Origin of the sequence: Vreelandella nanhaiensis (assembly GCF_003990185.1) — a bacterium.
GTDB lineage: Bacteria > Pseudomonadota > Gammaproteobacteria > Pseudomonadales > Halomonadaceae > Vreelandella > Vreelandella nanhaiensis.
Genome location: NZ_RZHF01000015.1, coordinates 376,738 through 401,770, shown reverse-complemented (window position 1 = coordinate 401,770; position 25,033 = coordinate 376,738). Strand labels below are relative to the sequence as shown.

19 protein-coding genes are annotated in these 25,033 nt (G+C 55.5%); 7 read left to right on the top strand and 12 right to left on the bottom strand.

Annotated elements, in window-relative coordinates; genetic code table 11:
- Positions 1-61 precede the first annotated feature (61 nt).
- Positions 62-757, top strand: a complete 696-nt coding sequence (locus ELY38_RS12120; RefSeq protein ID WP_127062536.1) for a GntR family transcriptional regulator — start codon at positions 62-64, stop codon at positions 755-757.
- A gap of 65 nt (positions 758-822) precedes the next feature.
- Here the strand turns inward: ELY38_RS12120 and ELY38_RS12115 are convergent, their stop codons facing one another.
- The 5 genes from ELY38_RS12115 to ELY38_RS12095 all read right to left on the bottom strand — a co-directional run bounded on the left by ELY38_RS12115 (position 823) and on the right by ELY38_RS12095 (position 6,570).
- Positions 823-2,316: a tripartite tricarboxylate transporter permease gene (locus ELY38_RS12115; RefSeq protein WP_127062535.1), complete on the bottom strand. Its 1,494-nt coding sequence runs from the start codon at positions 2,314-2,316 to the stop codon at positions 823-825.
- 38 nt (positions 2,317-2,354) lie between these two features.
- Positions 2,355-2,837 carry a tripartite tricarboxylate transporter TctB family protein gene (locus ELY38_RS12110; RefSeq protein WP_127062534.1) on the bottom strand — a complete coding sequence of 161 codons (483 nt, stop codon included), beginning with the start codon at positions 2,835-2,837 and terminating at the stop codon, positions 2,355-2,357.
- A gap of 109 nt (positions 2,838-2,946) precedes the next feature.
- A complete protein-coding gene (locus ELY38_RS12105) occupies positions 2,947-3,945 on the bottom strand; it encodes a Bug family tripartite tricarboxylate transporter substrate binding protein (protein ID WP_127062533.1) in 999 nt (332 codons plus the stop codon).
- 184 nt (positions 3,946-4,129) lie between these two features.
- A complete protein-coding gene (locus ELY38_RS12100; RefSeq protein WP_127062532.1) occupies positions 4,130-4,861 on the bottom strand; it encodes a response regulator in 732 nt (243 codons plus the stop codon).
- 35 nt (positions 4,862-4,896) lie between these two features.
- Positions 4,897-6,570: an ATP-binding protein gene (locus tag ELY38_RS12095; RefSeq protein WP_127062531.1), complete on the bottom strand. Its 1,674-nt coding sequence runs from the start codon at positions 6,568-6,570 to the stop codon at positions 4,897-4,899.
- A gap of 134 nt (positions 6,571-6,704) precedes the next feature.
- On the opposite strand from ELY38_RS12095, the gene ELY38_RS12090 reads away from it, so the two are divergent.
- From ELY38_RS12090 to ELY38_RS12070, 5 genes are all read left to right on the top strand, one after another.
- A complete protein-coding gene (locus ELY38_RS12090) occupies positions 6,705-7,439 on the top strand; it encodes a DUF481 domain-containing protein (protein WP_246009135.1) in 735 nt (244 codons plus the stop codon).
- A 321-nt stretch (positions 7,440-7,760) separates the two neighbouring features.
- Positions 7,761-9,314, top strand: a complete 1,554-nt coding sequence (locus ELY38_RS12085; protein WP_127062529.1) for a BCCT family transporter — start codon at positions 7,761-7,763, stop codon at positions 9,312-9,314.
- Between the two features lie 394 nt (positions 9,315-9,708).
- Positions 9,709-10,704 carry a TAXI family TRAP transporter solute-binding subunit gene (locus tag ELY38_RS12080; RefSeq protein ID WP_127062528.1) on the top strand — a complete coding sequence of 332 codons (996 nt, stop codon included), beginning with the start codon at positions 9,709-9,711 and terminating at the stop codon, positions 10,702-10,704.
- Between the two features lie 117 nt (positions 10,705-10,821).
- Positions 10,822-12,717 carry a TRAP transporter permease gene (locus ELY38_RS12075; RefSeq protein ID WP_127062527.1) on the top strand — a complete coding sequence of 632 codons (1,896 nt, stop codon included), beginning with the start codon at positions 10,822-10,824 and terminating at the stop codon, positions 12,715-12,717.
- Positions 12,718-12,791: 74 nt separating this feature from the next.
- On the top strand, positions 12,792-13,706 hold the full coding sequence (locus tag ELY38_RS12070) for a LysR substrate-binding domain-containing protein (RefSeq protein ID WP_127062526.1): 915 nt from the start codon (positions 12,792-12,794) through the stop codon (positions 13,704-13,706).
- Positions 13,707-13,769: 63 nt separating this feature from the next.
- Here ELY38_RS12070 and hglS read toward each other — a convergent pair whose 3' ends face one another.
- The 5 genes from hglS to folK all read right to left on the bottom strand — a co-directional run bounded on the left by hglS (position 13,770) and on the right by folK (position 21,029).
- The gene (gene hglS, locus ELY38_RS12065; protein ID WP_127062525.1) at positions 13,770-15,131 is read right to left on the bottom strand and encodes a 2-oxoadipate dioxygenase/decarboxylase HglS; all 1,362 of its coding nucleotides are present in this window, start codon (positions 15,129-15,131) and stop codon (positions 13,770-13,772) included.
- A gap of 1 nt (position 15,132) precedes the next feature.
- Positions 15,133-18,249 carry a D-2-hydroxyglutarate dehydrogenase YdiJ gene (gene ydiJ / locus ELY38_RS12060; RefSeq protein ID WP_127062524.1) on the bottom strand — a complete coding sequence of 1,039 codons (3,117 nt, stop codon included), beginning with the start codon at positions 18,247-18,249 and terminating at the stop codon, positions 15,133-15,135.
- Positions 18,246-19,499: a 2-aminoadipate transaminase gene (locus ELY38_RS12055; protein ID WP_127062523.1), complete on the bottom strand. Its 1,254-nt coding sequence runs from the start codon at positions 19,497-19,499 to the stop codon at positions 18,246-18,248. The genes ydiJ and ELY38_RS12055 overlap by 4 nt, the downstream gene beginning before the upstream one ends.
- A gap of 185 nt (positions 19,500-19,684) precedes the next feature.
- The gene (locus ELY38_RS12050; RefSeq protein ID WP_127062522.1) at positions 19,685-20,503 is read right to left on the bottom strand and encodes a flagellin N-terminal helical domain-containing protein; all 819 of its coding nucleotides are present in this window, start codon (positions 20,501-20,503) and stop codon (positions 19,685-19,687) included.
- Positions 20,504-20,585: 82 nt separating this feature from the next.
- Positions 20,586-21,029: a 2-amino-4-hydroxy-6-hydroxymethyldihydropteridine diphosphokinase gene (gene folK, locus ELY38_RS12045; protein ID WP_127062521.1), complete on the bottom strand. Its 444-nt coding sequence runs from the start codon at positions 21,027-21,029 to the stop codon at positions 20,586-20,588.
- A 159-nt stretch (positions 21,030-21,188) separates the two neighbouring features.
- Here folK and ELY38_RS12040 point away from each other — a divergent pair, with 159 nt between their 5' ends.
- A complete protein-coding gene (locus ELY38_RS12040; RefSeq protein ID WP_127062520.1) occupies positions 21,189-21,947 on the top strand; it encodes an SDR family oxidoreductase in 759 nt (252 codons plus the stop codon).
- Positions 21,948-22,012: 65 nt separating this feature from the next.
- On the opposite strand, the gene ybiO is transcribed toward ELY38_RS12040, so the two are convergent.
- Together ybiO and ELY38_RS12030 are read right to left on the bottom strand one after the other, a co-directional pair.
- A complete protein-coding gene (gene ybiO / locus ELY38_RS12035; RefSeq protein ID WP_127062519.1) occupies positions 22,013-24,412 on the bottom strand; it encodes a mechanosensitive channel protein in 2,400 nt (799 codons plus the stop codon).
- 174 nt (positions 24,413-24,586) lie between these two features.
- Positions 24,587-25,021 carry a YqaA family protein gene (locus ELY38_RS12030; RefSeq protein ID WP_127062518.1) on the bottom strand — a complete coding sequence of 145 codons (435 nt, stop codon included), beginning with the start codon at positions 25,019-25,021 and terminating at the stop codon, positions 24,587-24,589.
- Positions 25,022-25,033: the final 12 nt, after the last annotated feature.

The window sequence follows — 25,033 nt, the reverse complement described above, 5'->3', positions numbered from 1 at the left end:
CACATTGCTGCTGGCGTGCCGCCGCATCATGCGGCGGCCTCTTTCAATAAGGCCTACTGCCATGGCGTTGCGTAAATCATCCATCGCTGACCGTGTCTACGATGCGTTGAAAGACGATATTTTCGAGTTTCGCCTTCTTCCCGGCGATAAATTTAGCGAAGGCGATATCGGTGACCGGCTGGAGGCAAGCCGAACCCCGGTTCGCCAAGCGCTGTTTCAGCTCCAGCGAGAGGGGTATGTCGATGTGCTCTTTCGCAGCGGCTGGCAGGTGAAGCCGCTGGACTTCCAGAAAATCGCTGAACTCTACGACCTACGCATTACTCTGGAACAGGCAGCCGTTCACAAGCTTTGTGCCCTGCCTGAAAAGCCGCTGGTGCTGCGCACTTTACGCGATATCTGGAATCCCGCCAGCCACGCTGAGCGGGCGGTGGGCAGTACGGTTCGTGCACTGGATGAAAGTTTCCATGGCGATTTAGTGGTGGCCGCGGGCAATCAGGAGATGAGCCGTATTCATCGTGAAATTACCGAGCGCCTGCGCGTCATTCGACGCCTGGACTTCACCCGCGATGATCGGGTTGATGCCACCTATCGCGAACACGCCGCCATTCTGGCAGCCCTTGACGAAAACGATGCCCAGCTCGCCGCCAAACGCTTGGGATCGCATATCCGAAGCAGCCATGGCGCCGTTCAGGAAATCACCATGGAGCGCCTTCGTGAAGCTGCCGAAGAGCAGCGTCAACGCAGCGCTAGCGCTTAAAAAAAGCGCCCTGGGTTAACCCAGGGCGCTTTTCGGTCACTCGTCCAATGTTGAGACGATACCGTCTACTCGGCAATAGCGCGCTTGCGACGCTTCTTCAGCAGCGGCAGACCCAGCGACAGCAGGGCAATCAGCAGCAGAGAGAGCGAGATCGGCTTATCAATGAACGTCATCCAGTCGCCACCTGAGATCTGCAGCGCACGACGCATGGACTCTTCCATGATATTGCCCAGAATCAACGCCAGAATCAGGGGTGCTGCGGGGAAGCCGAACAGACGCATACCCAGACCCAGCAGGCCGAAGCCCAGCAGAAGCAGCAGGTCAAATACGCTGAAGCTCATGCCGTACACGCCGATCATGCAGAAGATCAAAATCAGCGAGAGCAACAGTGGCTTGGGCAGATCCAGAATCTTGGCGATCAGCGGAATCAGCGGAAGGTTAAGTACCAGCAGGAAAATATTGCCGATATACATACTGGCTACCACGCCCCAGAACACATCCGGGCGCTGTTCCAGCATCATCGGGCCAGGCGTGACGCCCATTACCAGTAGCGCACCCAGCAGTACCGCCGTGGTGCCCGACCCCGGTACCCCCAGGGTTAAAAGAGGTACAAAGGAACCGGTACAGGCTGCATTGTTGGCGGCTTCCGGGGCAGCAACCCCTTTAATGTTGCCCTGGCCGAAGGTGTTGCCATCTTTGGCGATACGCTTCTCCATGCTGTAGCCCAAAAACGAGCCGATGGTGGCGCCAGCACCCGGCAAAACGCCGGTGAAGAAGCCCAGCACTGAGCTACGGCTAACGGGTCCGGCGATCTCTTTCACTTCAGAACGGGTTAGTTTCAACGAGCCAATGGCATTGCGTGGTGTCTCTTTACCGCCACCGCCACGCAGCAGCATGTAGAACACCTCGGCGAGCGCAAAAATACCCAGCGCGACCACCAGGAAGTCGATGCCATCAAGCAGCTGCGCCGAACCAAAGGTGAAGCGCTCGGTACCGGTTTGCATGTCGATGCCCACTATCGAGATCATTACTCCGACAACCGCGGCGATTAATCCTTTCACCAGCGATTTGTCAGACAGCGACACGACAGCGGTCAGGCCCAGTACCATCAGTGCAAAATATTCAGCCGGGCCAAAGCTGACCGCCACCTTGGAGAGCAGCGGGGCCACCAGCATCAGGAAAATGACCGACACTGTACCGCCCACGAATGACGAATAGGCGGCAATGGCCAGCGCTTTACCCGCCAGGCCTTTCTTGGCCATGGGATAGCCGTCAAACGAGGTAGCTACCGTACCCGCCACACCTGGCGCATTGAGCAGGATGGATGACGTAGAACCACCAAAAATAGCGCCGTAGTAAACCCCTGCCATGAGAATCAAGCCAGAAGACGGCTCCATGGCAAAGGTAATCGGAATCATCAAGGCAAGTGCACTGATGGGGCCTAACCCCGGCAGCATGCCGATAATCGTGCCGGCAAACACACCGGCAAAAACGTAAGCAATATTGATCGGCTCAAGCGCGATGCCAAAGCCGTACATGAGATTATTCAAGGCATCCATGGGAGTTACCCTCTTAAAGACCTGCTAAAACGGCTTGTTTAGAAAGGCAAAACGCCAGTCGGTAGATATACATCCATCACCCGCGTCATGGTGAGATAGAGGGCTAAAACCACCCCCAGCGACGTGGCAATGTTGACCGTTAGGCGGCGATAGCCGTAATAGGCTGTCAAACCAACGCATAACAGCGTGGAGGCCAGGACAAACCCTAACGGCACTAGCAGCAGCGCATACGCAGCAATCGCCAGTGACGTGACAACAACACGCGCCCAAGGGGTGAGCAGCAGTGGGCCTTGAGTGGCTTCTTTGTCAATCTCATCCGCGCCAGCTATCGCGCCAGGCTTTTCAAAGAACAGCAAGACCGCCAGCAGCAGAAGAGCGACGCCCAGCACCTTGGGGAAAAGGTCAGAGTCGACCGGGCGTGGCAACGGAAACGTAGGCACTTGCCACGCCATGGCCAAATAGGCAGCAGCGAAGAGCGCCAGTACCACCGCCAGCCACTGGTTGGTATTCAATTTAGTCATTGGAATTCTCCGGGAGCACACGCTTAGTCGTCACGGACAGAAGTCACGAACAGACGTACCCAGCGGCACATGGGCCGCTGGGATAGCACAGTATTGCTCTATAGGGTGTTTATTGACGCAGCAGGCCGAGGTCGCTCAGCACGCTGCTGAACTGCTCTTGCTGCTCATCAAGGAAGGCACCAAACTCTTCACTGTTCTGATAAGCATCGATCCAGCCCAACTGGTCGCTTGCCTGACGCCAGGCGTCGGTTTCCAGCATCTCAGCGAACAGGTCTTCGTAGTAGGTGACCGCTTCCTCAGGCATATCCGGGGCGCCCATCACGCCACGCCAGATATCGAAGGTGTAATCGATACCCTGTTCCTGGTAGGTAGGCACGTCAGCTAACGCACCACCCAGACGCTCTTCGGCAGATACGCCCAAGGCGCGCAACTGGCTGCCTTCACCGAGCTGGCCTACGGACTCACCAGCACCGGTGATGACCGCTTCAATATGCCCGCCCATCAGGTTGGTCATGGCGTCGCCACCGCCCGAGAACGGGATGTAGTTAACGCTTGAAGCATCAAGGCCCGCCGCCGAAGCAAGTCCAGCCACGGAAATGTGATCCATCGATCCCGGCGCGCTGCCACCACCCACGCTCAGGCGGGGGTTCTCTTTGAGTGCGGCAAACAGATCGTTAAGGTCCTGATACTCAGAGTCCGCAGCTACCAGAATGATCGAGTAGTCGGTATTGATGCGTGCCACCGGCGTGAAGTCGGTGTGATCGTAGCGCGATGCACCGGCAAGCGGCACCAGGATCATTGGCGGGCTGGTGGCAAACAGTTTGTGCGGGTTACCGCTATCACGGGCGATCTGCGCCCAGGCCACCGCACCACCGCCGCCGGGCACGTTAATGGCGGCAAAGTTCTTGTCAGCCAGTCCTTCTTGCTGAATAACACGCGACATGGTGCGTACCAGCGTATCCCAGCCGCCACCCGGATTGGCGGGTGCAACAAACTCGATCGATTTGCTCGGCGTCCACTCTTGTGCCTGGGCAGATGTCATCATGCCTGCCAGAGCAGCCATCGGTAGGGCGATCACGGCTAAGCGCTTAAGCGAAAGCGAAGTCATTGGCGTTCTCCACATTTAAATGTTGTTGTGTGGTCCACTGTTATTATGTCGTGGTTACGCCGCGAACGTTAGAAGACGCCTGCCCTCTACGACAAGCTTGTGAACATAAAAAACAAAATGTTCTTTGTGGGCATTTTGTTCATTTTGTTCACGGCACATCAATGAATACGAACTAATGTGCGAGCTAAAGCGATTCAAGCCAATCGTGAGCTGTCTCAAGCAGCCGATAGCGTCGCTCTGGGCGGCCTACATCGCCATAGCCAAGCTCTGCACTAACCCCACGCTCTGCAACAAGAAACTCCAGATACCGTCGAGCGGTAGAGCGGCTAGCCCCCATGACCCGGGCAACCTGCATGGCGGTTAGCGGCATCGCCTCGGCAGCCAGAGCTTCCACCACCCGGCGTAAGGTCAGCCGATCAATGCCCTTGGGCAGGGCATTTGAGGTCTGGCGCGGCGCGTCCCCCGGCTGCAGCCGGGTAAACACATGATCCAGCTCGTCCTGATTCATCTCGTTGCGCCCAGCAAGCGCTTCGCGCTCGCGGCGAAAACGGGTCAGCATCTGCTCCATACGGGCCGCTTCAATGGGCTTGATCAAGTAGTCAAACACGCCACCACGCAGCGCCTCACTGATGGTTTCCACCTCGCGGGCGGCGGTAACCATGACGATATCCACATGGATATAGTCGCGCCTGATCGCCCATAAAAGCTCCAGGCCTTCGACGTCAGGCAGGTAGGCATCCAAGAGTACCAGATGTATTTTGTTGGCATGCTCCGCCATCAGCGCTTTGGCTTCGCCGCCGTTGCGGGCAACGCCTGCAATATAAAAACCTTCGCTTTGTTCGATAAACGCTTTATGAATATCAGCAATGCGAAAATCGTCTTCAACGACCAAAATGCCGTATTGCGTTGCAGACATCACGTTTCCTCTTGCCGTCGTGGTCGTTTAAACGATCAGGGTGCGGCACATAGCGAGCGGTCCAGTACGGCGATAAAGCACGCGCCCCCCAGCTCACTCTCCTCAAGCGCCACCGCCCCCCCATGCTGGCGGCACAGGCGTGCCACCAGTGACAGTCCAATTCCGCAATGCTTGCCGGCCTTGGTGGAAAAACCTTCCTGAAATATTGATTCAGCATGGACCTCGGGCACCCCGGGGCCATTGTCTTCAACCTCCACCAGCAGCTGTTCGCCAAGGTCGGTAAGAAACAGCCGCACCTTGGGCACTTTTCCGTTAGGCCCATTCAGCGCCGCGTGGCAGGCGTTATCCAACAGGTTGCCCACCACACTCATCATAACTTCCTGACCGGTGGGCGTAAGCGGGCAGGAGAGCGAGCTTTGCTCATCAATCTCCATGGCCACGCCCAGCTCACGCGCTCGGGTCAGTTTACCCAGTAACGTACCGCTGAGCACGGTATCGGCCACGTGGCGCATCAAGAAACTCATCTGGGCCTGGGCGCGTTCAGTCTCCTGATGGATCAGCGCCAGCGCTTCATCTACACGTTTAAGCTGCAGCAACCCGGAAATGGTGTACAGCTTATTGGAAAACTCGTGCGCCTGAGCGCGCAGCATATCCACATCGCGGCTGGCCTGAGTAAGCGCCTGGGAGAGATCGATGATTTCCCGGCGGCTTCGAAACGTGGCCACTGCGCCTTCGATTTCCCCGTCATGCAGGATGGGCACCCGGTTGACTACCGCGGGGTGGTCCCCTAGCCACATCTGTTGATCAAACTCCTGCTCGCCGTGTTTGAGCACTTCCAATAAGCGGGTATTGGGGACCACCTCCTGGATCGGCTGGCCCAGCATGACATGCTCATCGGGCAGATTGAGAAAGCGCCTGGCCTGCTGGTTGACCAAGGTAATATGGCCATCGCGGTTGACCGCCAGAATTCCCTCATGGATGGATTGCAAAATGGCCTCTTTCTCCATGGCCAGCCGGGCGATTTCATAGGGCTCAAGGCCCAGAATCACCTTCTTAAGATGCTGGGATAGCCAGTACGCACCAGCAAAGCCCAAAGCAATCATCAGCGCGACGAGCACCCAGCCAAAGTTTGTGTATCGGGCAGCGTCCATCTCGACCCGATCCATCATAAAGCCGACAGACACCACGCCGATAATATTGCCCTCTTCATCCCAAATAGGGGTTTTACCGCGCATAGCGGTACCCAACGTACCGGTCGCCTTAGACACGTAGGATTGGCCGTAAATCAGCGCCTGGTCGTTATCGCCGCCGACCATGGGTTCACCAAGCCGCTCAGGCACAGGATGTGAATAGCGAATCGACTGCGCATTGCCGACCACTACGTAGCGGGCGCCGGTTTCCTGACGTACCCGTTCGGCGAGCGGCTGAATGATCATTGCCGGGTCAGGCGTGGCAAAAGCGTTGATGATTTGCGGCATTCCCGCCACCGTCTTGGCCACGGCCAGCGCCCGCTCGCCCATCTGATGGTTGATGATATCCGCCTTGCGATGATTGAGATATGTGCCCTGAGCCAGTAGCATGCCGGCCAGCAGCAGGCCCACCAGCAGCATTACCTGTAACCGAAAGCTACGTTTATACCAGCGCCGTTTAGCGCGGGTACGGCGCCAGCGCTGTAATTCAGCTAAGGTACGGGGGCGGGAATCAGTCATGGTGGAACTCAAGGTGCGCGACAACGTCATTATGACATGCGCAGTTAGGCGGCGTTAATCGCCATCTTTTATGTCATTAAGGGAGGCGTTGGGTGCCCAGCATATTTAAGCGTGTTGTTTCGTCGGTCTGTTTACTGTTCGTAGGTACCATCTTTTCCAGTACGTTATTGGTCAACTCGGCGGCCGCGACCCCATTTTACGCCCCGCCCCCACCCACTGAAGATGCGCCGATTTTTAGCGGCGATGCTGAACTGGGTTTTACTCACCTTTCAGGCAATACCAACAGCCAGACGCTGATCGGTAAAACCCGCCTAACCTGGCTGACCGGTGACCTTACCCACTCGCTGCGCGGTGAGGTGCGCAATGTAAGCAAGAATGGTGAAACCAGCGCCGAGCAGTACCTGCTCGCAGGCCGCGAACGCTACGACTTTAGCGGCCCGCACTATCTGTTTGGTTTTGCCCGCTGGGAAAAGGACCGCTTTGCCGGCTACGACCAGCAGCTTTCGGTGATTGGCGGTTACGGGCGCCAGTTGCTTGAAGGTTCACGGCACTCGTTATCGCTCGAGGCAGGGCCCGGCTATCGTAATGACCGCTTGCGCGATGATGATAATGAGCGCCTCGCCGTGGCCTACTCGGCGCTCGCCTATCGCTGGGGATTTTCAGATTACGCCGATATCGAGCAGGAAATGTCGGTAGAGTACACCCAACAAAACACCACGGCCAGGTCGCTTACCGCGCTAACCGCACGGCTTAACTCACGAATGTCGCTGCGCTTGTCCCATGAGATCAAACACAACTCTCAGCCGCCGGACGACACCAGCGTGCGTACCGACACCACCACCAGCGCCTCGTTGCTCTATCGCTGGTAAGTGCTCAGATAGCGCTTAGCGCTGTGAAGGTGAGCCAACACGCAGTCAGGCTTGCTTACCTTTAATTTTCCAACGGTTTGATTAAATAAAGCATTGCCTATCATATAGAGCGCCAATGTGGTGCAACGGCTCTTTTCAAGCACCAAAAACGATCACATTCGACTTTGGTCTATAGCCACGATATACTAGCCGCAGTTTCCTGTCCTCGCGCCATTCAATGAATGGCGCTTTTTTTTAGCTGTATGCCGCACACGCTGGCTGCATCACGTCTCTTAATGCCCGCTTGGGCACCGCTCTTCTTGCCACCCAAAAGGTATATTAATGACTCAATCGGCCTCTGATGCCGACCGCCAAACGCAATCTTCGCTTGGCGATCCTATCGTACTCACGCTAAGCATTGGATTCATCGTGCTTTTTCTAGCGCTTTCCTTTTACGATCTGGACCTTGTCGCCAACTCGATCAGCCAGGGTTTTGCCTGGAGCGCGTTGACCTTCGGTACCTACTTCCAGTTTCTGATGCTGTTGACGTTCTTTATCGCCATCGGGCTTGCACTGACCCCGGCCGGCAACGCCAAGATCGGCAACCTGGATGCACCGGAGTTGAGTACCTTCAAGTGGCTTTCGATCATCCTGTGTACGCTGCTGGGCGGCGGTGGCGTCTTTTTCGCCGCCGGTGAGCCAATCTATCACTTCGTGAACGTGCCGCCCGCCTTTGATACCGACCCGGGCGTGGCCGCCGCAGTGCCCGGGGCACTGGCGCAGTCGTTCACCCATTGGGGGTTCGTCGGCTGGGCAATTCTTGGGTCGCTCACCGCGATCGTGCTGGCCCACGCTCACTACGAAAAAGGCCAGCCGCTGCAACCGCGCACTCTGCTCTACCCGTTATTCGGCGAGCGCTTGATGCGTGGCCCGCTGGGTGGTGTCGTGGATACCTGCTGCGTACTGGCGGTGGTGGCGGGTACCGTCGGGCCGGTCGGTTTTCTGGCTACCCAGGTCAGCCATGGCCTCGAGGTGCTGTTTGGGCTGCCCAACACCTTCGTTACACGGCTTTTGGTTCTGGCGACCCTGGGCATGGTGTACGTACTTTCCGCGGTCAGTGGTGTGCACAAGGGCATGCAGCTTCTGAGCCGCTTCAACGTCATGCTGGCGCTGGGCATCGGCGCGGTCATCTTTTTGTTCGGACCGACGCTGTTTCTGTTCAATAGCTACTTTGCTGGCATGGGTACGTACCTGGACGACTTCTTCAAGATGGTCACCATGACAGCGGAAACCGCGCCGGCGGATTGGATGCAGTGGTGGATCGTGTTCTTCTACGCCTGGTTCATCGCCTTTGCGCCCTTGATGGCGATCTTCATGGCGCGCATCTCCCGCGGGCGCACCATTCGCGAGATGATTCTGGCCGTGGCGGTCATCGCCCCCATCGCCACCACGGTCTGGTTCACGCTGCTGGGCGGCTCGGGCATTTACTACCAGTTGACCGGCGTGATCGACCTGACCGATGCGCTGACGAACTTTCAGTTCGACATCGCCACGCTCGCCTTGGCCCAGGCGTTACCCGGCGGCACCTGGATGGCGCTGGCAATCCTGCTGCTGACGACCATCTTCGTGGCCACCACCGGCGACTCCATGAGCTACTCCATTGCCATGGTCGGTGCTGGCCACGACGAGCCCAGCCCATTTCTACGCGCCTTCTGGGGCGTGATCATGACGATCATGGCTGCGGTGCTGCTGGCCATGCGTGAAGGTCAGATCGCCGCGCTGCAGCAATTCATCGTGATCACCGCCGTGCCGGTATCGCTGATACTGCTGCCCTCACTCTGGGATGGCCCCAAGGCCGCGTTCGCCATGGCGCGTGAGCAGGGCCTGATTGATTGATAGCTAGCAAACACACACCTTCAAGTTCATTCAAAGATTTGCATGGCCTCAATGGAGGCTATGCATTCCCTCATCGAATACAATCATCCTTTCACAAGTCACTTTCCTTATAGGGCAATGCACGCCTAGCCCCCCTCTCACTATAGAGCGGTTAAAAAATTTAATTTTGCCAAGATGCGTATTTTTAATCCGCTGATGATCCGTTTTCACTCGAATCATGAGAAAATGGAATGCGTACGCAACTTAATTTCTTTTGTCTGTCGCGCTTTGTATGTGAACAATAGCCAGTCCATTTTCCGCTTGTGTTTAGCCGCTTATCCCCTTGAAGCTCAGGCTTTACACCGCAATGAGCAGCACTGAATCATTATAATTAATTTTATTAGCAGGAGTTAATATGAAGCCTTCCCTGTCCAAGACCTTCTGTGGCCTAAGCGCCGGTCTTCTACTCGCTGGATGCAGTAGCGAAAGCAAGCCCAATATTGCTATTGGGCCTCCGGCCAGTACGACGCAAAGCGTCTCCCAACTGCTGTTTGATGCTTACGGCATCAAGAGCGACAAGTACAATACGTACCAGGAAGGTTTTGGTGCCGCACTTGATGGGGTACAGGATGGCAATATCGATATTTCAATCGGCATCCTTGGGTTGCCCTCAGGCAGTATCGAAAACCTGCAAGCCTCTAGTGGCGATGTCCGCTTAATAGGCCTAAGCGATGACGCAATTGATTATATTGAAGCCAATAGTGCCTATAAGCGCTTTACGATTCCGGCCAATAGTTACGATTTCCAGGAAGAGGATGTCGAAACAATCACTGCCTATGCCATTTTGGTGGGTAACACGCAAACCATTGATGACGAGCTGGGTTATGAACTGGCGCGCCTGATGCACGAACATGCCGAAGAGAATACCCACGCTCAATCGGCATTCATGACGCTGGAAAATGCTTTGAATGGCTCAGAAGGCTTGCCTATCCACCCAGGCGCCAAGCGCTATTACGAAGAGCAGGGTCTGACCGTCAACAACCCGGTGGCCGAGCTTGGTAATGTCGAACCCAAGAGTGAGTTTATCCTGGGTACCGGTAGCCAGGGCGGTACGTACTACCCGCTGGGTGGCGAGATGGCCACCATTTGGAACCGTTATCTGGATGGTCAGAACTTTACCAACATCGAAACCGGCGCCTCTATCGAGAACCTGGTAAGTATCCGTGACAATAGTATGGACCTGGGTATGACTGTTCACGCGCCCGCTCAAGATGCAGTTGAAGGCCGTGGCGAGTTCGACGGTGGTGCTATCGGTAATGTCGCCTTTATCGGCCACATCTATCCCGAAGTCATCCAGGTGGTCACCCGCGAGCGTTCCAACATTGAAAGCTTAGGCGACCTTGCTGACTAATTTCCCTTACCGCCGCCAGCTTAAGCTGGCGGCGCCATCCGCATGAGGTTTAATCGTGGATAAAAAAAAACGCCTGACGAAGCATCTCTCTTAGAGAAATACGACCGTGAGTCCCAGATACGCTCGCCGTTACAGTTAGGTAAGTGGGCGTGGCTGGTTACGTTGATGGGCGTCTCGCTTACCTGCTTCCATCTTTATACAGCTTACTTCGGCACGCTTCCCTCACAGCAGCAAGGTGCAGTGCATCTCGGCATGGCGCTAGGAATGATCTTTATCCTCTTTCCTGCCACACGGGGTACTGGCCCTCGCCAAGGCGTTCCCTGGTACGACATCGTGCTAGCTTTTACTGCAACGTTCACCGCCTACTACAAGATTCTCTTTTATGAAGAGGTCCTGCGTGCACGCATCACGGGTTACTCGACAATTGATCTGGCCATTGCCGTGCTTGGGGTATTGTTTGTTCTCGAAGCCACCCGCCGTACAGTCGGCATGCCTATTGTCGTGATGGCCGCGCTGGCAATTTTGTATGCTCTGTTTGGCAACCTTATCCCCAGCCCCCTGCTCTCCCATCCGGGGTTCTCACTTGAGCAGGTTTCGCCCTACCTATGGTTCAGGGAAAGCGGCGTGTTTGGTACGCCTCTGCAAATATCCGCGCGCTTTATTTTCCTGTTCTTATTCTTCGGTGTTGTTTTAATGCACACCGGCGTTGGCCGCTTCTTTAATGATTTAGCTTTCGCAGTAACCGGACGCTTTACCGGTGGTGCCGGTAAAGCAGCGGTCATGGCAAGCTCGCTGCAGGGAATGATTTCGGGCAGCTCTATTGGTAATACCGTGGCCTCGGGCTCGTTCACTATCCCCATGATGAAAAATGCGCGTTTCAAGCCCGAAGTGGCCGGCGCAGTTGAAGCCTCAGCCTCAACTGGCGGACAGATCATGCCGCCGTTAATGGGCGCGGCTGCGTTTATCATGGTGGAATATGTGGGTGTCTCTTATCGGGAGATCATGTTCGCAGCGCTGATTCCTGCGATTCTCTATTTCACGGGCATTTTTATTGGCGTTCACTTTGAAGCCAAGCGCCACCGCATTTTGGGTCTTCCTAAAGACCAGCTACCCAGCAAACGTAAGCTGTTGCTGGAAAAAGGCTACATGCTGTTGCCACTGCTGGTCATCGTGACCACGATCAGCGTTGGGTTTACGGCACAACGCGCCGCTTTGCTGGGTATTGCCTGCGCTTTTGCCGTGAGCTTGGTGCGTAAAGAAACGCGCCCATCGTTAAGGGGCATACTGGAAATCTTTGAACAAGGCGCGCGAGTGGCCCTGCCCGTCATTGCCGCCGTGGCCTGTGCAGGCATAATTGCAGGTGTGGTGGGTATGACCGGTATGGGGGCAAAATTCGCCGCCGGTATCATCAGTCTGGCAGACGGTGTGTTGATACTCGCGCTTATCTTCACCATGGTGGCATGTATTGTACTGGGTATGGGACTGCCTACTACGGCCAACTATGTAGTCACTGCAACCATTGCAGCGCCAGCCCTGATCAATGAATTTGGCCTGCCGCCCATGGCGGTGCACCTGTTTGTGTTCTATTTCGGCATCATCGCGGATATCACGCCCCCCGTTTGCTTGGCCGCCTTTGCAGGCGCGGGCATTGCCCAGGCTAACCCAATGAAAACCGGCTTTACGGCCGTTAAGCTAGCCATTGGGGCCTTTATTATTCCCTATGCGTTTATCTATAACCCGATGCTGGTGATGGTCGACCCCACGCCGCTTGGCTTGATTAGCGCACTGGCCTTCTCACTGTTAGGGATCATGGGTGTAAGCAGTGCACTGCTGGGTTACTTTGTACGTGATTCCCGCTTCTGGGAGCGCCTGGTACTCTTGGCAGCGGGGCTTGCCATGGTTGTGCCCGAACTCCTTACCAGCGGGCTGGGCTTATTAGCCATGATAGCAGTGGGTTGGTGGCAGTCGCGCCGTGCGGATACTTTCCAAGACGCGAAGCCACTCGCTTCATGAGCTATGATCAACCCCTTACATCGTCCCGGTGCCTAGCCACCGGGACGGTTCACAGGTTATCAGGAGCTCACCGTTTGGCATCACGCAACCTTCCTTCAACCGCCGCCATGCAGTGTTTTGAAGCAGCAGCTCGCCATATGAGTTTTACCCGGGCTGCCGATGAGCTGAGCCTGACCCAGAGTGCGGTAAGCAAGCAAGTCGCCCATCTGGAGTCGATCCTCCACCACAAGCTATTTCGCCGAGTACGGCGCAGTTTATTATTAACACCTGAGGGCGCCATCTTTCTTAGCGACGTTCGTAAAGTGCTCGCTCAGATTGAGATGTCGACTCAGACCATAATGACCTATAGCGGCAATAGCGAAGTGCTTAAAGTGGCGACACTACCAAGCTTTGGTAGTCGCTGGCTGGCAGACAAGTTGCCGGCTTTTTTGGCGGCGAACCCAGGTATTAGCCTGGAGTTTCATGATCGAGTGGAAGATTTTGATCTTGAACAGCAGGATATCGACATCGCGCTGTTTTACGGTCACGGCAGTTGGCCCAACCTTGCCTGCCATAAGCTGGTGGACGAAGAGATGGTCGCGGTGACAGCTCCCTCACTACTAGACAATCACCCAGTTGAGACAGCAAGTGACTTGGCCCAGTTGCCGCTACTACATCTCTCAACACGCCCAGATGCTTGGCACCACTGGTTTGCAGGCCAAGGAATCACTACCGACCGTAGCTATCACGGCACCCGGTTTGAAACCTTCCCTATGCTGGTACGCACTGCCATGGCAGGAGGGGGCGTGGCGCTGGTGCCTCATTTCACGGTAGACGAAGAACTGGCTGCCGAACGACTTACGCTAGCTTGGCCCCATCGGCTACACAGCGAGAGTGCGTACTATCTTGTCTACCCTGAACACTTGGGTGAGCTTGGCAAAGTGCGCCGGTTTGTGGAGCATATAATAGCAAGTGCTACTGCTGCCTCAGGTACTGTAGGCCATCTATAAACAATTCAGGCTGCCCTGGCGGGCAGCCTGAATATGCAACTAACCGTGTTGAAAAAAGATCGGTTAACCTGCCAGCGCTGCCAACACACGCTGTTTAGAAGCCTGTTCGCGCTCGGCATACAAGGCAAGCTCGTCGGTTACCGGAGCACCTAACGCCTCTTCAAATGCTTCACGGTTGGCGTTGCCGGCATAGGCTTCGTTCTCGCCCCCACCCAGGTTTGACTGGAAGATACCCGCCGCACTGACCGGTAAAAAGTCTTCGTAGGTAATCGGCTGCGCTTCAACCAGCCCTTTTTCAATCAGGGCGTCCATATCGGCACTGCTACTGCTCGCCGCATTTTTCCCAGCATCCGTGAGGTGATAGTGGAAGTAGGCTAGCCCCTCGCGACGCATAGCGTCATCACTATCGGGCAGTGCGGCAAATACCTTATCCATAACCGTCTGGTGAGCGTCGTTATCCAGGCCTGCCGTTTGTTTACGGCCTTCATTTAGCAACTGATCGTAAAGTGCTCGCCCCTTCGGCGTGAGCGCCATGCCCCGCTGCTCAATTTCACCAAAACGGGCGGTATGCGTACCTTGAGCGTCCCCAGCAAAGCGAATCGATTCTTCCAGAGCCTTGAAACTGGTTTGGCGCAGCAAAATGGGACATTTACGGCGTGGCGGGCCTTCTATGACCGCTTTGGGATTCATGCCTACGCTTGGCATACGGCGCTGAACTTCGTCGATATCCAGCGTACGCGGCGTTAAGTGGTTGATATGAGGGCCACGGAAGCACACAACATCTGCGATCAGACGGTGTTCATCATGGAGCGCCTGATAAGTCTCCAGATCGACGGTAGCATCCTGGTGCCAGCGGAAAGTTTCCAAGGCCTCTTTAACAAACTGGTCGGCCTCTTCTGGGGTTAACCCGCCTTGAATTTCAAAGCGCTCAATAAGCTTTCGCGCCTTGGGCGTGAAAATATCCCGCTTCGCCAGAATTTCTTCGGCACGCTGACGCAGCGTCTCACTTTCAATCAGCTCCAGGCGCAGCAAAGAAGTAAATACGCGGAAAGGGTTGCACGCCAGTGCATCATCTTCGATAGGGCGAAACGCCGTGGAGTGTACCGGAACGCCCGCTTCTGAAAGATCGTAATAGCCCACAGGATACATTCCCATGACAGCAAATAGCCGCCTCAACATGGATAGTTCACCCGCCGACCCAACCCGGATTGCCCCATGGCGCTCTACGCTTAAACGTGCCAGCTCGCCCTGGGCTTCCAGACGGCGGTGCAGTTCAGGCTGCTGATTGAGTGTTTCCTGATTAACCTGTTCGACCAGTTCCAGCAGCGTGCCGTACTGGGGCACTTCTGCCTGGTACATGGCCGACATGGCCTTGGAAAAACGATCACGTACATCATTGGTGGCTAGAAACGTGGTATGGGTCATTTCAAGGCTCTCTATGTGTATTGTTAAGATGAAAAGGAGAGGTTGACTTCAGTTGTACCAATAGCGCCTGAAGGGGGTGCTGCAAAATCTGATTTGAAAACCGCTTCACCTGGCTGCGGCACGAATATCCGGTAGCCAGCAGCGTGCTCGCGTTCTTCTCGGCCTCAACCTGGGCCTGCCAGGATTGAGCGTAAATGACACGCGATGTCTCGACATTACGGGTTTCGTGACCATACGTGCCAGACATCCCGCAACAACCAGCATTCACCAGTTCAAGCGTTAGACCAAAGGCCTCAAACACCTGCTGCCACGCCTTGGCGCTACTTGGTACGTTGGTTTTTTCCGTGCAGTGAGAAAGCAGTTTGAAGATTGGGTCGGCTAGTCTGAGCGAGCCAAGCGGCAGAGTGGTGAGGCGCGTGGCCAGCCACTCCTGCAGCATTAGCACCTCGGGCACTTGGCCTGCGCCCAGCGTTTTAACGTACTCCTGGCGATAGGTCAGCGTCATGGCTGGGTCGATCCCTACCATAGGCACGTCAAACTCCTGAAGCGCCCGCAGCCGCCGAGCTTGTTTAACTGCCGTGCGCGCAAATGCTCCCAAAAAGCCCTGCACGTGAAGCGGTTTGCCGTTGGCGCTATAGGGCATCACGAAGACGTGCAGATTGAGCCGTGTGAGCAACTCCACCACGTCCATGACCAGTTTGGCTTCAAAGTGGGTGGTGAAGGCATCCTGTACAAGAATCACGCTATGGGCGCGCTGTTGTTCGGTCAGCAGGGCAAGTGAGGTCGGCGTGGCCTCGGCCACGCCCCAGGCGCGCAGCTGCTTTTTCACGCTGGCACGCGAGAGTTTGGGGGAGTCGCTCATGCCCAGGCCATTGCGCATCAGCGTTTCCACCCAGCGCTGGCCGATCAGTGCGTTATACAATGGGGCGATTCGAGCAAGCGTGGGTAGCACCCGTTCGGTATTGCCAATCAGGTAGTCGCGCAGCGGGCGCAGGTAACGGCCGTGGTAGACCTCCAGAAACTGGGAACGAAACTGCGGCACATTGACCTTGATGGGGCACTGCCCGGCGCAGGATTTGCACGCCAAACAGCCCGCCATAGCATCATATACCTCGTGGGAGTAGTCATGGTGGCGCTGGCGGCTGAGTGTGTTGGCCAGGCGCTTGGGAAAGTGCAGTAGTGCCGCGCCGCTACCCTCGTGCTTTCTCTGGCGTGACTCTTCCACTACGTCGATCCCTGCTTGGGACTGCAGGCGCAGCCACTCACGGATCAGGCTGGCGCGCCCCTTGGGCGAGTGGCGCCGGTCTCGGGTGGCTTTCCAAGACGGACACATGGGGTCATCAAGATCATAGTTGTAGCAGGCGCCGTTGCCGTTACAGTAGACCGCCGCGTCGTAGGCCTGCCAAGCGCGCTCGTCGATGGTGCGGTCCAGCTGGCCGCGGGTGGTGACGCTGTCCACGGTGAGCAGGGCGGGGTCGCTGGTCCGGGCGATGAGCGCCGGGTCCTCAGAAGGCGAGGCGATCTTGCCAGGGTTGAGCTGGTTATACGGGTCGAAAGCGGCCTTGACCCGTTGCAGGCTGGGGTAGAGTTCACCAAAGAACCGGGGCGCGTACTCAGAGCGTACGCCCTTGCCGTGTTCGCCCCACAACAGGCCGCCGTATTTCTGGGTAAGCGCGGCTACCTCATCGGATATTTCCCGAACCTGCGCCTCCTGGGCGGGGTCTTTCATGTCCAGCGCCGGGCGTACGTGAAGCACGCCGGCATCCACATGACCGAACATGCCGTAGGCGAGCCCGCGGGCATCCAGCGCGGCGCGAAATTCGGCGATATAGTCGGCCAGATGTTCCGGCGGTACGGCAGTATCTTCCACGAACGGCAACGGTCGCTTTTCGCCCTGTACGTTACCGAGCAACCCCACTGAGCGTTTGCGCATGGCGTAGACGGCATTGATCTGCTCACGGCCTTCAGCCAGGGTGTAACCCAGGCGTTCGACGGTAGCGTCCTGGCGCAGGTGCGTGGTAAACGCGTCGACCTGCGCGGCCAGCGTTTCGGGGTCGTCGCCGTTGAATTCAATCAGGTTGATACCGCGAATAGGGGTATCGCTTTCCGGGAAAAACTCAGCCACGCCGTCCCAGACTAAATCCGCCATGGCAAGCGCCAGTACCGTATCGTCGATGGTCTCGATTGACGTAGGGCGGGCGCTGCCCATGAGCGCCTTGGCATCGTGCAGCGCGTCCATAAAGCTTGTGTAGCGCACGTTCACCAGCGTGGCGTGCTTGGGGATCGGCAACACGTTGAGCACGGCTTCGCTTAAAAAGCCCAGCGAGCCTTCCGAGCCGCACAATAGGCTATTGAGGTTAAGCTGGCCCGCCTCGTCACGCAGGTGAGCCAGATCAAAGCCGGTCAAGCAGCGGTTTAACGGTGGGAACGTCGCCTCGATCAAGTCCCTCTGCTGATCAATGATCGCCGCCGCGGTGCGATGCACCTTGCCAAGCGCGCCCTTTTGCTGCTGCGCCTGCTGCTCATCCTCTACGCTCAGCGCCCGGCTATGCAAATGCTGCCCCCCCAGCAGCACGGTATCAAGCTCAAGAACGTGATCGCGGGTTTTGCCATACGTGCAACTGCCCTGACCACTGGCATCGGTGGAGATCATGCCGCCGATGGTAGCCCGATTGGAGGTCGAGAGCTCCGGAGCAAAGAACAGCCCATAAGGCTTCAGCGCGGCGTTTAACTGATCCTTGACCACGCCCGCTTGAACACGCACCCGGCGGTTTTCCACATCGATGTCCAGGATCTGGTTCATGTGGCGTGAAACATCCACCACGATGCCGTCGGTCAGCGACTGGCCGTTAGTACCAGTACCGCCGCCGCGGGGTGTCAGCACCACTTCGCGGTAGGGCATTTCAGCAGCCAGCTTGGTCAGGCGTTCCAAGTCTTCAGCGTGGCGGGGAAACACAGCTGCCTGGGGCAGTCGCTGGTAAATCGAGTTATCGGTAGCCAGCACCGTGCGCTGTGCGTAACCGGAGGCAATTTCGCCATCGAAGCCGCATGTTTTAAGGGCTGTTAGAAACCGCGTATATAAAGCGCTAACTTGCTCTCCGGCCTCTCTTGCGATCATGCGCTTAACGTCTCCAGCGCTTGCTCAATAAGGCTTAAACCTTCTTTCAATATCTCTGGTTCAGCGGTCAACGGTGGCAGTAGACGCAGAATATTGCGCTTACGTCCGCTGGGCATTAGTAGAATACCGGCCTTACGTCCGGCATTTAAAAGCGCTGTCAAATGCTCAGCCCCTGTAGCGTTTTGCGTATCGTTAAAGACGATACCCCGCATAGAGCCAACACCGGTTATCGCCCCCAGCATAGGAAAGCGACCGCTCGATTGCCATGCCTCATAAGCTTCAACAATCAGCGATTCCTGACGTGAGCCCCAGTTTTCAAGGGTGTCTTTCTGCATCACATTCATTACGGCAAGTGCCGCCGCGCAGGCCACTGCATTACCGGAGTATGTTCCTCCAAGCGCACCTTTAGGTAACGCGTCCATCAGTTCTGCCCGCCCCGCTAACGCAGCAAGTGGTAGTCCCGAAGCAATACTTTTACCCATCAATAAAAGGTCGGGCTCCACGCCCAAATGCGTAAAGCCAAATCGCTTGCCGCTACGTCCAAACCCAGACTGGATTTCGTCGTAAATCAATACAATGTTGTGTTGGTTACAAATATCGCGCATTGCCTTGGCAAACTGTGGGCACAATAAACGAAAGCCACCCTCGCCCTGAATGGGCTCAACAATCATGCACGCTACTTCATCGGCAGGTATTTCAACTTCAAACAAACGCTCCAGAGCGGCCAGCGACTGCTCGGCTGTTACACCGCTGTCGCGGCTTGGGAAAGGCAGGTGGTAAACCGGGCCAGGTAAGGCGCCAAGACCCGATTTATACGGTTTGACCTTGCCGTTTAAGTTCAAGGCCGCCAGCGTACGACCATGAAAAGCATCATCAAACGCAATCACCGCCTGACGTCCTGTAACACCGCGGGCAACTTTCAGTGCATTTTCGGTAGCTTCTGCGCCGCTATTGGTCAGCATGCAAGAAAGCGGATAAGAAACCGGTACAAACTGATTTAACGCTTCCACTACCGCTAAATAGCCGCGATGAGGCACTGCGTTAAACGCAGAGTGCATTAAGGTTTCTACCTGAGTTTTAACGGCTTCAACTACTACCGGATGGCTATGTCCAAGGTTAAGTACACCAATACCACCAATAAAATCGATATAGCGCTGGCCTGTTTCATCCCAAACCTCGGCATTACGCCCGCGGGCAACACAAATCGGGTGTATAACGCCCAATGCAGCACTTACATGGGGAAGATCCATCGCCGTTGCTTCTCCTGTCATTCAGGGTTGAATGGCATTATCAAAGCAAACTCTCAGCATAGATCACAAACGAAAAAAAACGCCTAATACATGCCATATTGGAATGAATAGCGTATCAGGTACTTAATGATCGAACAGGAGTGGATAAAATCGGCAAAAAAGGAATAGATGCACTTACTGCGGGACTACAGACCTTCGAGCAGACGCAAGATCATCTGCGGCTGCTGGTTGGCCTGGGCAAGTATTGACATACCCGCCTGCTGGAGAATTTGCGCTCGGATCAGATTGGAGACCTCTTTTGCGTAATCGGTATCCTGAATGCGCGACTGGGCAGCGGAAAGGTTGACGATACTGTTATTGAGCCCGTCGATCACACTTTCGAAACGGTTTTGTACCGCGCCGAAATAGCTGCGCTGCTGATCTAGCTGCCTGATGGAATTATCCAGCCTCTCCATAGGGTTTTCCGTAGCGCTGTCTTTCAGCACGTTAAAGCCGTCAAGGCCCAGCGCCACACGGTCCATGGCGACCATGCGGACACTGATGGTATCGCCTGCATCGGCGCCTACTTGAATATTGAGGCTACGTGCCTCGCCGAGTAGATTAATGCCATTGAAGTTGCTCTGCCCGGCGATGCGGTCAATCTCGTCCAGCCGCTCGTCGACCTCATTTTGGATCGACTCTAGATCTTTTGCCGAATAAGTCCCGTTGGATGCCTGAACGCTCAGTTCACGAATTCGCTGCAGGTTGTCGTTAATCTGGTTTAGCGAGCCTTCGGCGGTCTGCACCAGCGAAATCCCGTCATTGGTATTTCGGATAGCCTGATTCATCCCTCGAATCTGGGCGCCCATGCGATTGGCGATCGCCTGCCCGGCCGGGTCGTCCTTGGCGCTATTGATACGCAAGCCAGACGATAGGCGCTGCATGGAGGTCTGTATGGCCTGCTGGCTGGTACGCAGATTGTTCTGCACCAGTAGCGAGGTAACATTGGTGTTTAGGCTAAACAATCCATACCCTCATGTCGGGCAACCTGCTGGCAGGGTTAAGTGAAATGACCGTACGGGTATTATCGGCCCAGCAGGAAAAAACTTAATTCTTTCGCTCAACCAAAGAGCGTCCGGTCACGGCCAACACTTCATCGACGGGAAGACGAACATAGTCGTGCTCAAAGTAGCTTTGATCCATCAGTTCGCCATTCCATGCCACGATATCCAGATCCATGGTGCGGGGACCTGACTTGTTCGGTCCACGTACCCGGCCCAGGCGATTTTCCACTGCTTTCAGGTAGGCACGAAACGCGTCATGGGCAAGCGGTGTTCGTACCAGAAGTGCCGCATTTAAAAAATCAGGCTGATTTAGAAACCCCACAGGCGGCGTATAGATCGCTTTGGAGTAAGCCACCAACTCACATTCATAGCCTAGAAGGGAGAACGCCTGAGCAAAGTGAAGCTCTGGCTCAATATTCGAGCCTATCGAGATCAGACATTCATGTAGCGCCGTATTCTGTCCTGCCCTTAACGCCGTTGTTGGCATAGTGATAACCCCATCCGAGATGGCCGAAACATTCTTAAGGTCTACTAGTGACCAACTCTCAGACTAGCGCTACGCTCTTAGTGTGCAAGCAATAAATCGGCTAATAATAAACGCAAGATGTACGAAGCCGCTGCATAACTTTAAATACAGGGACATCTAATGAGTAACAAAGCAGCCTTAGTGACAGGGGGCGCCACCCGCTTGGGACGCCACTTTTCTGAAGCGTTAGCGGATGCAGGGTATGACATTGCCTTACACGTTAATAGCTCGCGAGAAGAAGCCGAAGAAGTGGCAGATGGTATTCGCGAAAAAGGACGCGAGTGTGAAATATTACCTTGTAACTTCATACGTGACCCCCTTGATACGCTGATTCATACTGCAAAAGAACGATTTCCTAACTTAAACGTATTGCTTAACAGCGCCTCAACTTATCAGGCAGCGCCTATCGCAGACACTAATCTAGCCATGCTGGAAACGCAGTTTAGGGTCAACCTGTTCACCCCACTGCTATTAACCCAGCATTTTGCGAAGATAGTCGATAAAGGCTGCGTCATTAATATCATCGACAATAAAGTGGCCTATCATCAGTACCCTTATGCAGCCTATTTGCTGTCTAAAAAAGGGCTGGCGGACATGACGCGAATGGCGGCACTCGAGTTTGCCCCACATATCCGGGTCAACGGCATCGCGCCTGGCGTGATACTACCTGCATCTATACGCTCCCATGAGTATCTCACCTGGCGCTTGGAGGGCATTCCACTTAACCGGCAAGGAGCGCCCGACCATTTGGTCCACGCATTGCATTACCTGCTAGGTAACGACTTTGTTACTGGTCAGGTATTATTTGTGGATGGCGGTGAATCCACCTATTTGGAAGGCCGACACTCGGAGAATTACTCTCCTCAAAGTATCGAATAGAAACAACACGGGCCGCCCGAAGGCGGCCCGTGTTGGCTTATAGCACGATAGCATTGCCCTGCTGACTAGACCTCCTCATCATCAGGTTTATGGTGCTCTGGGTTTTCAAGCGTAGAATTGCTTTTGTGCGGATCATGGTAGTCATCAGACACCAGCTCACCCGATTTAGGCTGCCCTGCCGGGCTACCGTCAATGGTGAAGGCCTGCTGCATGACACGAAGGTTAGCAGGCGGCGCAGAACCTGACTTATCCTGACCAAAGTAAAGCGTGGTATGCGGGAATGGAATCTCGATACCGGCTTCATCAAAGCGCATTTTCACCAAGCGGTTGTAGGCACGCCCAACGCCCCACTGGTCGCCAGGGGTCGTCTTGATCACGACACGGATATTCACCGAGCTGTCCGCCAGGGCCGTCACACCAGCAACGGTCAAGTCAGCAAGGATTTTGAAGCCATGCTCTTCGCTGGACCGTAGATCTTCAAAGGCCAGCTTGAGCTGCTCAATCGCGTCATCGATGCTTTCACGGTAGGCAATACCGTATTCGCCCACATGGTTGCCATATTCACGCATATAGTTGGATACGGTATCCACGCTTGAGAACGGCACGATATGGTAGGTGCCCGAGAGATCGCGAATCCCTACAGAGCGAATGCTCAATCGCTCAGCTGTACCGGTAACACCACCAACGGTAACTACATCGCCGGTATTCATGGCATTTTCGACCTGAATGAATACCCCAGTGATTACGTCCTGCACTAGCTTCTGGGCACCAAAACCAATCGCCAGACCCAGCACACCGGCACCGGCAATCAGCGGCCCGATGTTGATGCCGATCTCCGAGAGAACGATCATACCCGTAATGGTCACCATGGCAATTGCCAGGGCATTACGGAACAGGCTAAGCAGCGTCTTGGCGCGCGCAGATGGCTCGCCAGTACCCGTTTCCGGGTTGAGCTTATGCTCAATCAAGCTTGCCAGCGCCAGCCATATACCCAGCGAGACAATTAGAATGACCGCCACGCTAATCAGGTTGCCGACTAGGTGCGCGCCACGCTCAGAGGCATACCAGCCCGCTAGGTTAAAGGCTCCCCAGGCATCCAGAATCACCATGACCACGGCTACCAGAATCACTGTTCTCAGCACGCGTAGCGCATTAGGCACATAGCTATTCAGGCGATGTTCAAGCATTGGCAGCTTGCGGCGTAAATCATCGGATAACTGAATGCGCCGGCCAATAGTCTGGGTTAAGAACGTTGAAGCCAAAAGGCCGACCACCACAGCAGCGAGCGTTTTAAGGGTCGCAAACAACACAAAGGGTAGCGCATCGCCTGGGCGAATTAGCGTAAGTACAAAGACCATCAGGAAGTACAAAAGCGCAAACAGATGCCATGTACGTGCAAACAGCTGCAGCGATACACGGCTTGCGGTCATGGTGGCATTAGCCGCGATAGCATTTATGTTGCCACGCAAGCGCACGCGGTTTTTAAGCACTACGCTAACCGCATAGACAAAGGCGATTATCATGATCAGCGTACCGAGCGCTTGCCCAAGCGACGCCCCCAGATAGAAATTGACCAGCGGTACGGCTACCATCAGCCCATACCCCACCATACCGATCAGCCGGGCCAGCCAGCGATTCCAATACGAGGCTTCATGGGCAGAAATAGGCAGCAGGCGCAGCCCCTCGTAATGAGAGGAAAAGAGCATCCGCATAACCGCCTTGAACAGTTCGATAATCAGGAAAGCATTAAGAAACAGCGATGCGCGTGTGGAAAGCTCGCCCGTTTGGCCCACGGCAAAGGTGGCGATCAGATTGCCACCTACGTACGCCAGGCCCACGATCAGAAAGTCGATGACCGCCGCAATGGCAACACTCAGAATAAGGCGTAGTACCGGCGTTAAACCGGAGCCGTTTAACGACCAGCTACTTACCTTGGCAAAGGCGGGTTTACCCAATCGCCGTAGGACAAAGAAGAGTGCAAACGTGGCACCAATCACGATGCCCAGATTAATCGCTGCCTGGATAAATGCCGCCGAGTCGAACGTGCTTGAGCTTTCGCCACTACCGGTAAACAGGTCGCCAACCACAGTGGCCGCCTGCTCAATCTGGCCGCCAATATCGGTAACCACACGGCTGGTAAGCTCGGCAAGCTGGCGAGGTAGGGACACATCCTCAGGCGATACATTGCCGCCAGCAGCAGCGGCTTCAGGCGATAATTCCGTTTCCAGACCAGCCGGCAGTGATGACGCCTGATTGCGTAGCAGGTCAATCAACGCTTGTCGTGATTGCTCGTCTTCCAGCAGCTCAGCAAGCGCCTCGTAAGAAGGCGCTCCCTCTTCTGCTGGAGGAGGAGCGCCTTCGTTGTCAGCGCTTAACGTTGTCTGGGCCAATGCTGGTGTTGCAAGCAATGCAAACAGTGCCATTAACCAGACGCCTAACCAAGGTAGTAATCGTAGTGGCGTCACACCTCAACCTCCATTTGGGTAAATGCTCTCTTAAATCTAACGGTTGGCCTACTTTATGCAAACAGAAATGCAAGAGTAGGCCTGCTGGCAGCCTATAAAGCGCACAGGGTAACATGAGGGTATGAACAAGGCCTGGCAGATGACTTTATGCAGAAAGCATACAACGTGTGCCGCTCAGACCTGGCAAAGCGGTAGCAAAAACTGGTGGGCCAAGCCAAGTACCACGGCATAACGTGCGCCCTTAGCCACCACGATCCATAGCAACGCACGCCACCAAGGCAGGCGAAACAGGCCAGCAAGCACCGTTAACGGGTCGCCGATGATCGGCACCCAGGAGAGCAGCAGACTCGCCTCACCCAGCTTGTGGTACCAGCGCTCTGCCCGGGCAAGGCTTTTAGCTGATGCCGGAAACCAGCGCCGATTCTGGAACTGACGCGCGTAGCGGCCCATGGCGACATTGATGAGGCTACCCAGCGTATTGCCGATAGTAGCCACACACCATAAAACCAGCGCGGGCTCGCCCAGACACCAGAGCCTGGCAAGCCATACCTCAGAACCGCCGGGCAGTAGCGTGGCACTTGCTAATGCCACCAGGAAAAGACTCAGCATGGAACTCAGCGC

Excerpts from the sequence above, each read along its gene's own strand:
- ELY38_RS12055 (WP_127062523.1), bottom strand. The coding sequence starts at position 19,499 with ATGGATCTTCCCCATGTAAGTGCTGCATTGGGCGTTATACACCCGATT.
- ELY38_RS12040 (WP_127062520.1), top strand. The coding sequence starts at position 21,189 with ATGAGTAACAAAGCAGCCTTAGTGACAGGGGGCGCCACCCGCTTGGGA.
- ydiJ (WP_127062524.1), bottom strand. The coding sequence starts at position 18,249 with ATGATCGCAAGAGAGGCCGGAGAGCAAGTTAGCGCTTTATATACGCGG.
- folK (WP_127062521.1), bottom strand. The coding sequence starts at position 21,029 with ATGCCAACAACGGCGTTAAGGGCAGGACAGAATACGGCGCTACATGAA.
- ELY38_RS12110 (WP_127062534.1), bottom strand. The coding sequence starts at position 2,837 with ATGACTAAATTGAATACCAACCAGTGGCTGGCGGTGGTACTGGCGCTC.
- hglS (WP_127062525.1), bottom strand. The coding sequence starts at position 15,131 with ATGACCCATACCACGTTTCTAGCCACCAATGATGTACGTGATCGTTTT.
- ELY38_RS12030 (WP_127062518.1), bottom strand. The coding sequence starts at position 25,021 with ATGCTGAGTCTTTTCCTGGTGGCATTAGCAAGTGCCACGCTACTGCCC.
- ELY38_RS12120 (WP_127062536.1), top strand. The coding sequence starts at position 62 with ATGGCGTTGCGTAAATCATCCATCGCTGACCGTGTCTACGATGCGTTG.
- ELY38_RS12085 (WP_127062529.1), top strand. The coding sequence starts at position 7,761 with ATGACTCAATCGGCCTCTGATGCCGACCGCCAAACGCAATCTTCGCTT.
- ELY38_RS12100 (WP_127062532.1), bottom strand. The coding sequence starts at position 4,861 with ATGTCTGCAACGCAATACGGCATTTTGGTCGTTGAAGACGATTTTCGC.
- ELY38_RS12105 (WP_127062533.1), bottom strand. The coding sequence starts at position 3,945 with ATGACTTCGCTTTCGCTTAAGCGCTTAGCCGTGATCGCCCTACCGATG.
- ELY38_RS12115 (WP_127062535.1), bottom strand. The coding sequence starts at position 2,316 with ATGGATGCCTTGAATAATCTCATGTACGGCTTTGGCATCGCGCTTGAG.
- ELY38_RS12095 (WP_127062531.1), bottom strand. The coding sequence starts at position 6,570 with ATGACTGATTCCCGCCCCCGTACCTTAGCTGAATTACAGCGCTGGCGC.
- ELY38_RS12080 (WP_127062528.1), top strand. The coding sequence starts at position 9,709 with ATGAAGCCTTCCCTGTCCAAGACCTTCTGTGGCCTAAGCGCCGGTCTT.